We start from the raw sequence: 9,641 nt of genomic DNA, 5'->3' as shown, positions 1-9,641 counted from the left end.
GAGGAATTGTTGAGCATCGGTTCCCCAGAGCAGTATCCGCTCGGGGAGAAGATCCTCGTCGGTCCGAGCGGCGCCCGCGGGCGATCGGCCTCACTGACCCACGCGCCGGAACTCCAGCGTCGTCCAGGCCCCCACGTGCACCCGGTCACCGTCCTTGAGGTGCACCGGGTCGCGGCGGACCCGGTCGAAGCCCGCGTTGATGGTCGTCCCGTTGGCCGCGCCCAGGTCCATCACCTCCCACGTGCCGTCCCCGCAGCGCAGCAACATCGCATGCCGACGGGAGACCCCCGGATCGTCGAGCGAGATCTCCGGCGGGGCCGAACTCGTGCTGGGGTTGCGCCGCCCGATCCGCATCGACTCGCCGGTCAACGCGAGGGTCCGCGGCTCCTGTTCGTGCGGGAACCGCATGCTGTGCGCGTCCGGTCCGTCCCATTCGAGCACCCGCAGGAAGTAGTCGTGGTCGGGCACCACCCGCACCGTCCACACCGTGCCGGTCTCCTGGCCCGAGGGCACCGAACCGGACGAGGACGTGTCGGACGTGGACGTACCCGACGTGAACGTACCGACCGGCGACGTGACGGTCGACGTCGGCACCGTGCCCGTTCCCGGGCCCACACCGACGACCGGCCCCGGATCGCCCTTCGACACCTCGTGCCCGCAGCCCTCACAGAACTGGTCGTCCGCCGTGTACGCGGTCGCACAGAACCGACAGGTCAGCACACCGCCCGGCAGCTCCCGCTCCGGTTCCGAACCCTCGGGTTCGAAGGGCGAACCCCCCGCACCGGGCATCGTGCGCCCGCACTCGTCGCAGTAGTCCGCGGCGGTGGACGGATGGCCGACCGGACAAGTGTGCATGAGCGGACCTCCTTCGTGTTCCCGTACCCAACCCCAGGCGTGTGCCGAACCAACCTCAGCCCTCGCGCGGCGGTCCCACTCGGGCCGTCTTGTGCGACTCGATGTCGATGACCATCAAGTCCTCTTCGTTGTTGCGCAACCTGCTGGTCCCGTCCGCCTCGACCTCCACGACCCGGCCGAGCAGCCGCGCGGTGTGCTCGTCGCCCGCCTCGTTGGCCAGTTCCAGGGCTTGGACCAAGCGCGCGGTCGCCGTCGTCTCGTCACCGTCCCGGCGGGCCTGCAGGCCCTCCTGTACGGCCTGGGCCAGCTTCGCCCGGCCGGTGACCTCGGCCACCTCCGGGTTGATCCGGGTGGAGAGTTCCTCGTCGTCGGTCCACTGCGCGAACACGCCGGCCTTGGCCAGTTCCAGGCCGCCGGAGCCGTCCGGGAGCACCACCGAGATCTGACACGGGCGGCGCTTGCCACCCGGGTTGACCTCGTCCGGCTCGACCTCCAGGCACACGTGGTAGTGCTTGCTCTCGCCACCCCACGAACCGGTCGGGTAGTCCCCGACGTTGGGCCCGACCTCGGTCCGCCGCGCGGTCAGGTCGTCGATCACCGGGTAGGTCTGCTTGACGTACTTCACCCGGGCGTTGCTGATCGTGCGCACCCGCAGCGCGACGTCGGCCACCGCCTTGCCCATCGCGTTCTCCATCATCTTGGTGAAGTCGGCGACCAGATCCGCCGGTTCGCTCACCAAGCCGATGTCCCCGAGCAGCGCGGTGGAGATCTTGCGCACCTCCTCCACCCGCCAGTCCAGGCCGATGCCCCGACAGTCGCAGACGAACACGCCCTCGCAGTAGGCGATCGCCTCGGCCAGGTCCTGCTCGCGCTCGCTCTCGTTCTTGCCGTCGGTGAGCAGGATCGCGTGCCGGATCGCGTCCGTGTGCGGCTCCAGGAGGCGACGGGCCATCAGCAACCACTGCCCCATCGCGGTGCCGCCGCGCGCGCGGAGCTTGTCCACCTCGCGCTTGGCCTCCTTGCGGGTGCGGTCGTCGGCGGGGACCAGGGTCTCCCCGAACGGGTACACCATCGACGCCATGCCGGTACCGGAGACCACCGCGAACAGCGTGCCGTCGCGCAGCGTGTCGATCGCGGCCTTGGTGGCCTGCTTGGCGGCCTTGAGCTTGGTGGACGGGAAGTCCATCGAGCCCGAGCAGTCGACCATGATCACCTCGGCCCCGTGCGCGCTGCTGCGCACCCCGGTCGGCGGTCCGGACGCGCGGATGTGCGCGACGGCGTGGACCTCGTGACCTCCCATCGGGAGGTAGGGGTTCTGGTTGACCTCGATGGTGAATTCGGGGGCGCCTGACATGAATCCGACTCCTTTGTTTCCGGGTCAGTCGTGGTCGGGTCCGCGCACCGGGTCCCCGGGCGGGTTGAACGGGATCAGCGCGACCGTGATGTTGTCCGCACCACCGCGGTCGAGGGCGAAGCCGGTGAGCAGGCGCGCGGCGTCCAACGGCCGGTCGAGCGCTCCGGGCAGCACCATCGCGGCCAACGTCGGTGCGACCGAGAGGTAGTTCCACAGTCCGTCGCTGCACAGCAGCAGCACCCCGGGGCCGGACGGCCGCACGCTGGTCACCCGCGGCCGCACCTCGCCCGCGTCGGCGCCCAGCCAGGACACGATCGCGTGCGCGCGCCGGTCGGCGTACGCCTCGGCCTCGGTCATCGCGCCGAGCGCGATCATCCGGGTCGCCCAGGAGTCGTCCTCGGTCAGCAGCGCGGAGGGGGTGCGCCGGATCCCGTTCTCCTCGTCCTCGGGCGCGTACGGCTCGCCGGCCGCCCCGCGGGGCAGCGTGCTCGCACCGGGCAGGGTGTCGTCGCCGTCCGCCGGATCGTCCGCCCCGCTGTCCGGATCGGCCAGCCAGTAGGCGCGGCTGTCGCCGACCCAGCCCACGGTGATCTCGCCGGGCGTCATGATCGCCGATACCAGGGTGCACGCGGGCGCGTTGCCCGCGTCCTCGGCCCCGGGCATCCGGGCCACCGCGCTCGCGGCGGCGGCGACCCCCGCGCTGGTGGCCTTGGCCGGCGCGCAGCCCTCGATCAGGGTGGCGGCCATCGTCGCGCACGCGGTCTCGGCCGCGGTCGCGGACGCCTCGTCGGGACGCGGCGAGGAGGACACCCCGTCGCACACCACCGCGACCACGTGGTCGCTGCCGTCCGGCATCCGCAACACCCGCAGCGCGGCGGAGTCCTCGTTGCGGCGGTGCCGCAGGCCCCGGTTGCTGACCATCGCCACCAGGCCCAGGTCGCTCTCCACGTGATCGCGCGGGTTGAACGGCCGCCCGCAGGCGTCGCACCACCCGTCCGAGCCGATCGTCGCGGTGCCGCACGCGGAACACACCGGGCCATGCCCACTGGGCGCCGCCACCCGCCGCGGCGGCGGCCGTTCGGCCACCGGCGGCACCGGGATGTCCAGGTCGTAGCCGCAGGACTCGCAATACCGGTCGTCCGCGTCACTGGCGAGCCCACACGACGGACACGCCGCGCCGGCGGCCGTCGGCGGCTCGGGCGGGGCTGCCTCGTCCCCGTCCGTGGCGCCCCCGGGCCCGGTCGCGTCCAGTCGTCCATATCCAGCCACTCTGATCACACCCACGTCCACGGTCGCACCTCGTTCGCCCGGTCGACGAGCGCGATGCGCTCCGCATGCGTCGTCACATGCCGGGCCAGATCGCGGTAACACTTTTCCAGGGCGAACCGCAGAGGCTTTTCCTTCAACTCGCTACCGAGCACCCCGGCGGTTCCACCCGCGTCCCCGGTGCCCGAATTCCCACCCTTCGCGCCTGCCTTGACCCACTCCAGCGCCGTCTCCAGCAGTTCGACCGCGAGCCGATCGTGCGCCTCGCCCTCCAGCCGCAGCGCGCCGAGCCGATCGGAGGCCGCGGTCAGGTCGGGGCCCAACGCCTCGCCCGCGCCCCGACCGCTGATCCGGGTGCGCAGCGCCGCGGTCTGCGCCGCGATGTGGTTGGCCGAGGTGTCCGGCACGCTCTCCAGGGTCCGTACCGCGCCCGCCCGGTCTCCGGTGGCCAGTTGGCACCGGGCCAGCCCGAAGGCCGCCGCGACGTAGGCGCGGTCGGTGGCCCAGACGCCGCGATACTCGGCGGCGGCCTCGTCGTAGCGGCCCATCGCCTCGCGGCACGCGCCGAGTGCGATCCGCGGCGCGGGCTCGCCGGGCAGCGCGCCGCGCACCCCGTCGAAGCACTCGTGGGCGCGCGCGAGGTCGTGCTCGGACAGCGCGGCCAAACCCTCGAACCAGGGCAGCCGCCAGTCGTCGGCGTCGAGGTCGGCCAGGAACGCCCGGGCCCGCACCACGTCCCCGTGTTCGATGCACATCCGGACCAACCGCAGCGTGCCCTCCGGCGAGGAGATACCCGCGGCGGTGAGCGCGGAGAGCAGTTCGTCGGGGTCGGTGGTGGCCACGGTGGCCAGCAGGTTCGCGGCCGGGTCGGCGGGGTCCACCCGGGGCACCGGCAGCGCGCCGGCGATCACCGCCGGGTCGGGCGCGGGCGCGAGCAGGCCCGGGTCGGTGTTGCGCGCGGCCACCTCGGCGTGCACGACCCGGGTCTCCGGGCCGAACAGGCCGGACACGCCCGGTCGCGGCTCGCCGGTGCGGACCGCCACCACCTCGCGCAGCACCGCGACGCACTGTTCGGCCATGTCCGCCGCGGAGGCGAAGCGCTGGTTCGGGTCGGGGTGCGTGGCACGCAGCAACAGCCGGTGGTACGACTCGAATTCGGTGAAGAGCGGCACCTCGCTCGCGGCGGGCAGCGCGGCCTTGTGCTTGCGGGTGTATCCGGCGAAGTAGAAGCTGAGCACCGCCATCGTGCGGCCGATGGTGAACAGGTCGGATTCCACCGAGGGTTCGGCCCGCCCGGCCTCGATCTCGGGTGCCTGATAGCCGACCGTGCCGTAGGTGAACTTGCCGGGCCGGGCCAGGTCGGTCACCGCGCCGAGGTCGATCAGCTTGAGCTGGTCCTCGGTCTGGATCACGTTGTCCGGCTTGAAGTCGCAGTAGACCAGGTTCTGTTGGTGCAGGTAGCCGAACGCGGGCAGGATGTCGATGGCGTAGGCCAGCACCTGCTCGACGGGCAGCACCGCCTTGGGGTCGCTCTCGCGCATCGACTTGAGCCGGTCCATCAACGACAGGCCGCCGACGTACTCCATCACCAGGTAGGTCTCGTCCTGGCCGGTGAGCGGGTCCGGGTACTGCACGACGGTCTGGATGTGCACGATGTTGGCGTGCTGGATCTGGGTGAGGATGCGCTGCTCGGCCAGAGCCGCCGCGCGCGAGTCGGCGTCGTCGCTGCCGAGCAGGCCCTTGAGCACGACCCACATGTTGTGCGCGGCGGTGTCCTGGGCGAGGTAGACCCAGCCGAAGCCGCCGCGGGCGAGGCAGCCGATGATCCGGTACTGGCCGACCATGTCGTCGCGCTGAAGCTTGGGTGCGAACGAGAACGGCGTACGGTCGCGCGGGCAGAACCCGTTCGCGACGCCGGGTCGGCCGCCGCGACCGCGGCCGACCGGCTGGTCGCACTTGCGGCAGAAGCGCTTCTCCTCGGGGATCACCGGGTTGCGGGCGAGCGCCGTCTCCGGATTGCGCCGGGGCACGTTCGGCATCTCGACCAGACCGCCGCCGAGTCGCCGGCTGGTGCCGCCGGTCCGGCCCGAGCGGCGCGAGCTGCGCCCGGAAGCGCTGCGCGCGGACGAGGCGCCCGCGGAGCCCGCGGTCCCGGACACGCCGGATCGGCCGCTGCGCTGCGGCTCGGGTGCGGCCGGCACCGGTGCGCCGGCGGCGAGCGGCTCCTGGCCGCAATCGGTGCAGAAGCCGTCGTCGATCTCGCCCTGGCAAGGCGGACGATTGCACTTGATCATCTCTGTTCCCCCTTGTCGTCCGGACGATCCTTGCGGTGCGCGGCGATCACCGCCTCCTGATAGGAGGTCACCACCCGTACCGCCACCTCGAGTTCACACGGTGCTCGCCACAACAACTCCTTGGCGTGGTTGTACAGCGACTCCAGCACGGCTTCCTCGCCGTGTCCGCCGCGCGCGGCCATCGCCCGGTAGGACTGCACCAGGCCGCGCAGTTCGTCGCGTCGGGCCAGCGGGGCCTCGATGTGCTCCCGAGTGGCCGTCAGTCGCTCCCGGGCGCCTTCGGCGTCGTTTTCCAGCGTGCTCAGCTCGCGCGAGACGCGTACCCAGTCACCCTCGCCGCCGAGCACGGTGACCGCGCCCAGTCGCTCCCGCAGGGTGGCCGCCCGAAGCGGCACCTCGGGCACCCGCTTGTCACTGATCCGACTCAGGACGTGCGCCCGCCGGCGAATGGTGTCGCCCTCCTGATAGGCCAACTCCTCCAGCGCCGCCCCGAGTCGGCCGATGCGCTCGTCGAAGCGGCCGCGCACGATCAGCAGGTGCCGCACCGCTTCGGTGACCTGGTTCAGCTCCGTCTCGATGGCGGGCACGTCCACGGTGCCGATCCGCCGCTCGTCCCCGCTCGTGAGCGCCAGCGGATCGCCCGCCACCAGGGTGCGCGCCGTTTCCAGCCGGCGACGGATCCGGTCCAGCGCGGCGGTCTGCTCGGGCACCGCGTCCGGGCCGCCGAGTTCGGCGATCCGGGCCTCGGCGGCGCCGATGCCCGCGTCCACCCGGTCCAGCGTGGGCACCAGGCGGGTCCACACCGCGTCGGCGGCCTCGACGACCGCGGTCACCTCGCTCCACGCCGGCGCCATGTCGGCGACCAGGTCGGTCAGGCTCATCCGGCGCACGTGCAGCGCCGGATCGGTCAGCGCGCGTTGGCCGATCGGCACGTCGCGTGCGGCGAGTTCGGCGGCCGATCCGAGCAGCAGGAAGGAGAGTTCCTCCAACTCGGGTCGTTGCGGCTTGCCCCGCCGCCCGCGCAGCGCGCGCACCCGGTCCAGCACCGCGCCGTACGCCTCGCGGTGTCCCCACAGCAGGGCGATCGCCCGCCGGCCGCTCTCCCACTGCTCGGCGGTGCGGCCGGTCAGCGTGCCGCCCTCCAGGAGTTGCCGGCCCGGGTGGTTCTCCAACTCCATCAAACCGGCGGTGATGCCGTCGTACTCGGCTTCGTGACGGGCCGTCAGTTCGTCGATCTCGTCGCGGCCGAGCACGCGAGGGGCTCGGTTCACGCGCTGTCCCGATATTCGGCCGCGGGCGGTTCGGGCACCTCGGCGGACAAGGAGGTGCCCAGGTACTGCTTGTACAGCTCCTTCCACCGGCCGTTTTGGCGCAGCCGCTCCAGCACCGCGTTGACGAACCGGACGAAGTCGGTACGGTCCTTGGCGATCGCCATGCCGTACGGCTCCAGCGTGAGGTTGCGGCCGACCACGACGGTGAAGATGTGGTCCTGCGCCTGGAGGCCGGCCAGGATCGTGTCGTCGGTGGTGATCGCGTCCGCCTGGCCCTGTTGCAGCAGCACCAGGCAGCCCGCCCAGGTGTCGCTCTCGACCACCTTCGCCTGCGGCGCCTGCTCGCGCAGCATGCCGATCGAGGTGGAACCGGGCACCGAGCACACCCGCATGTCGCGCGGCAGCGCCGCCAGGCCCCCGCTGTAGTCGGCGCGGTCGGCGACGCCGTCCTTTTGCACCAACAACCGCTGGCCGGCCGTGAAGTAGACCGAGGAGAACTCCACGCTCTGCCGGCGCTGACAGTTGATCGTCATGGTCTCCGCGACGATGTCCACGTCGCCGCGCGCGACCGCGATCGCGCGGTCCTCGTTGCGCACCACCCGGAACTGGATCCGGTTGGGGCCGGCGTCGCCGAAGATCGCCTTCGCCACTTCGCGCAGCAAGTCGATGTCGAAGCCGCGGAGCAGGTTGCTTTGCGGGTCCACGAAGCCGAACGGGAAGCTGCTCTGGTCGATGCCGGCGATCAGGAAGCCGCGCCGACGCAGCGTGTCCATGGTGCTGCCGGCGGGCAACGCGGTCGGCGTGGGCAGGGCGCCGTTCGGGCGCAGGCTCGCGGTGACGTCGGGGCAGGACGGATCGGGTCCGGGGGTCGCCCGCGGTGCGGCGGCGATGGTGGCCGGCTCCGGTGTGTCGCGCTCGCCGACCCCGGCACCGCAGCCGGCCACGGTCAGCGCGAGGGCGCACACCACGGTGGGCAACACGATGCGGATGCTCATGGCCGGTTGTACCTCCCGACCTCACGACGGACACCGTCCACGGTCGCGGCGGCGGCGAGCAGCGCCAGGACGCCCAGGCCGATGTCGAGGTGGTCCAGCGCCTGTCGGCCCGAACGCACCGAGTCCTCGAAGTCCTTCTGGTCCTCGGCGACCGCGGCGCGCAATGCCTCGTCGATCCGGTCGAAGGCCACCCGGGAGGCGCCGTCGGCCTTGGTCACCCGGGCGACGGCCTGCTCGAACTCGCCATTGCGGTAGAGGTCGGCGACCTCCGTGTGCGCCTTGTCCCAGTCCGCGGCGGCGGCCTGGGCGGCCTTGACCTTGGCCAGCGTGGTCGGGTCCGAGGAGGTGACCCGCTCGGCGCGGGTCAGCATGCCGACCACCGCCGGCTTGCCGTTGCCGGCCGGGACACCGACCAGCTTGCCCCACACGTCCTTGAAGTCGTTCTCGTACTGCCCGTTGTCGCTGCCGCGCATGACCAGCGTCAGGCTCTCGTCGCCGTGTGCCTGCAGAGTCAGGAAACGGGCCTGGGCGAGCGTCTCGACCGGCCCCCAACCGTCGCTGCGGCTGCGGTCGAGGTCGGTGCGCGAGGAGTCGGTGCCCACCCACAACCAGCCGATGGACACCAGGGTGGCCAGGCCGGCGATCGCCAGGCCGATGTTGACCCGGCGGTGTGTGCGCCGGGCGAAGAACCACAGCGCGCCGCCGAAGGAGACCAGGCTGACCAAGAGCAGGATCAGCGGCACCCACGGGGTCGAGGTGGCATCGCGGTGGTCGCCGGTCAGGCGCTTCTCGGCCATCTCGTGCAGTGCGGTGGCGGCGGGCAGGATCTTGGCGCGCATCACGTTCTTGGACGCGGAGCGCAGGTAGGCGGCGCCGACCGTGTTGCCCTGCCGGGTCTCGGCCCGGGCGCGCTCGACCAGGCGGGCGTACTCGGGCAGTTGCACGCCGATCACGGAAAGTTGTTCGGCCACCTTGCCGGAGGCACCCGCCGCGGTCGCCTGGATCAGCGTGCTCGACGCGGTCTCGATCGCCTGCTGGTAGCGCTGCCGCACGTCCGCCGACTCGACGCCGCCTTCGAGCAGCCCGGCCGCGGCCGTCGCGTCGGCGTCGGCCAGGGCCCGGTAGATCTCCTGGGTCTTGACCCCGAGCGGTTCGCTGCCGGTGGCCACCGCCTTGGCCGAGTCCGCGCGCTGTCCCACCGCGAGTACCGCGAACAGTCCGGCCAGCAGGCTGATCAGCACCAGCGCGACGCCGGTGGTGAGCATCAGACCGGGGGTGGTGCCGCCGACCCGGACGAGTCGGCGCACGGATATGTTCCGGGGTCGGAACAGCCCATTCGAACGGCCGGTGCCCCGTGCGGGTACTCCCGAGCCCGGTGCCTGCGAAATCGGAACGGCTGCCGCCAACGCTCTGCCTCCCCCACTGTCGCGTGTGCCCCATGTCGGTCGCCCGACCCCACGTCCGCCGGCCGTCGACGTATCCGGTGAACGGCCCCACTCCGAAGTTATCGCGAGCGTGTGGTGGCTCCCGATGGTCTTCCCTCGTTCTCCCGCAAGGACCCTCAGGGCCAGGACATTACCGGTGCTTGGACCCGGGTCGATCGCGA

The 9,641-nt window shown here is 72.0% G+C and carries 7 protein-coding genes; all 7 read right to left on the bottom strand.

Annotated elements, in window-relative coordinates; all coding sequences use genetic code 11:
- Positions 1-90 precede the first annotated feature (90 nt).
- Genes ABZ374_RS32265 through ABZ374_RS32235 form a run of 7 tightly spaced genes read right to left on the bottom strand, consistent with a single transcriptional unit; the run spans position 91 to position 9,342 of the window.
- Entirely contained in the window at positions 91-855 is a 765-nt protein-coding gene (locus tag ABZ374_RS32265) for an FHA domain-containing protein (RefSeq protein ID WP_360317804.1), read from the bottom strand.
- A 55-nt stretch (positions 856-910) separates the two neighbouring features.
- Entirely contained in the window at positions 911-2,209 is a 1,299-nt protein-coding gene (locus tag ABZ374_RS32260; RefSeq protein ID WP_360317802.1) for a vWA domain-containing protein, read from the bottom strand.
- A 24-nt stretch (positions 2,210-2,233) separates the two neighbouring features.
- Complete coding sequence (locus ABZ374_RS32255; protein WP_360317800.1) at positions 2,234-3,478, bottom strand: protein phosphatase 2C domain-containing protein; 1,245 nt, start codon at positions 3,476-3,478, stop codon at positions 2,234-2,236.
- 5 nt (positions 3,479-3,483) lie between these two features.
- Complete coding sequence (locus ABZ374_RS32250) at positions 3,484-5,769, bottom strand: tetratricopeptide repeat protein (RefSeq protein WP_360317798.1); 2,286 nt, start codon at positions 5,767-5,769, stop codon at positions 3,484-3,486.
- Positions 5,766-7,040 (bottom strand): hypothetical protein, encoded by a 1,275-nt coding sequence (locus ABZ374_RS32245; RefSeq protein WP_360317796.1) that lies wholly within the window; start codon positions 7,038-7,040, stop codon positions 5,766-5,768. Before ABZ374_RS32245 ends, ABZ374_RS32250 begins: the two co-directional genes overlap by 4 nt.
- Entirely contained in the window at positions 7,037-8,035 is a 999-nt protein-coding gene (locus ABZ374_RS32240) for a glutamate ABC transporter substrate-binding protein (protein WP_360317794.1), read from the bottom strand. Before ABZ374_RS32240 ends, ABZ374_RS32245 begins: the two co-directional genes overlap by 4 nt.
- Positions 8,032-9,342, bottom strand: a complete 1,311-nt coding sequence (locus ABZ374_RS32235) for a hypothetical protein (protein WP_360317792.1) — start codon at positions 9,340-9,342, stop codon at positions 8,032-8,034. Before ABZ374_RS32235 ends, ABZ374_RS32240 begins: the two co-directional genes overlap by 4 nt.
- Between the last annotated feature and the right edge of the window lie 299 nt (positions 9,343-9,641).

The sequence above is a fragment of the Embleya sp. NPDC005971 genome (genome assembly GCF_040629175.1).
Lineage (GTDB): Bacteria > Actinomycetota > Actinomycetes > Streptomycetales > Streptomycetaceae > Embleya.
The sequence above is the reverse complement of the archived record's forward strand: the minus strand, read 5'-3'. Positions and strand labels throughout refer to the sequence as shown.

What these genes read in the sequence shown, in the direction of transcription:
- ABZ374_RS32265 (WP_360317804.1), bottom strand. Translation starts at nt 855, where the DNA reads ATGCACACTTGTCCGGTCGGCCATCCGTCCACCGCCGCGGACTACTGC.
- ABZ374_RS32260 (WP_360317802.1), bottom strand. Translation starts at nt 2,209, where the DNA reads ATGTCAGGCGCCCCCGAATTCACCATCGAGGTCAACCAGAACCCCTAC.
- ABZ374_RS32250 (WP_360317798.1), bottom strand. Translation starts at nt 5,769, where the DNA reads ATGATCAAGTGCAATCGTCCGCCTTGCCAGGGCGAGATCGACGACGGC.
- ABZ374_RS32240 (WP_360317794.1), bottom strand. Translation starts at nt 8,035, where the DNA reads ATGAGCATCCGCATCGTGTTGCCCACCGTGGTGTGCGCCCTCGCGCTG.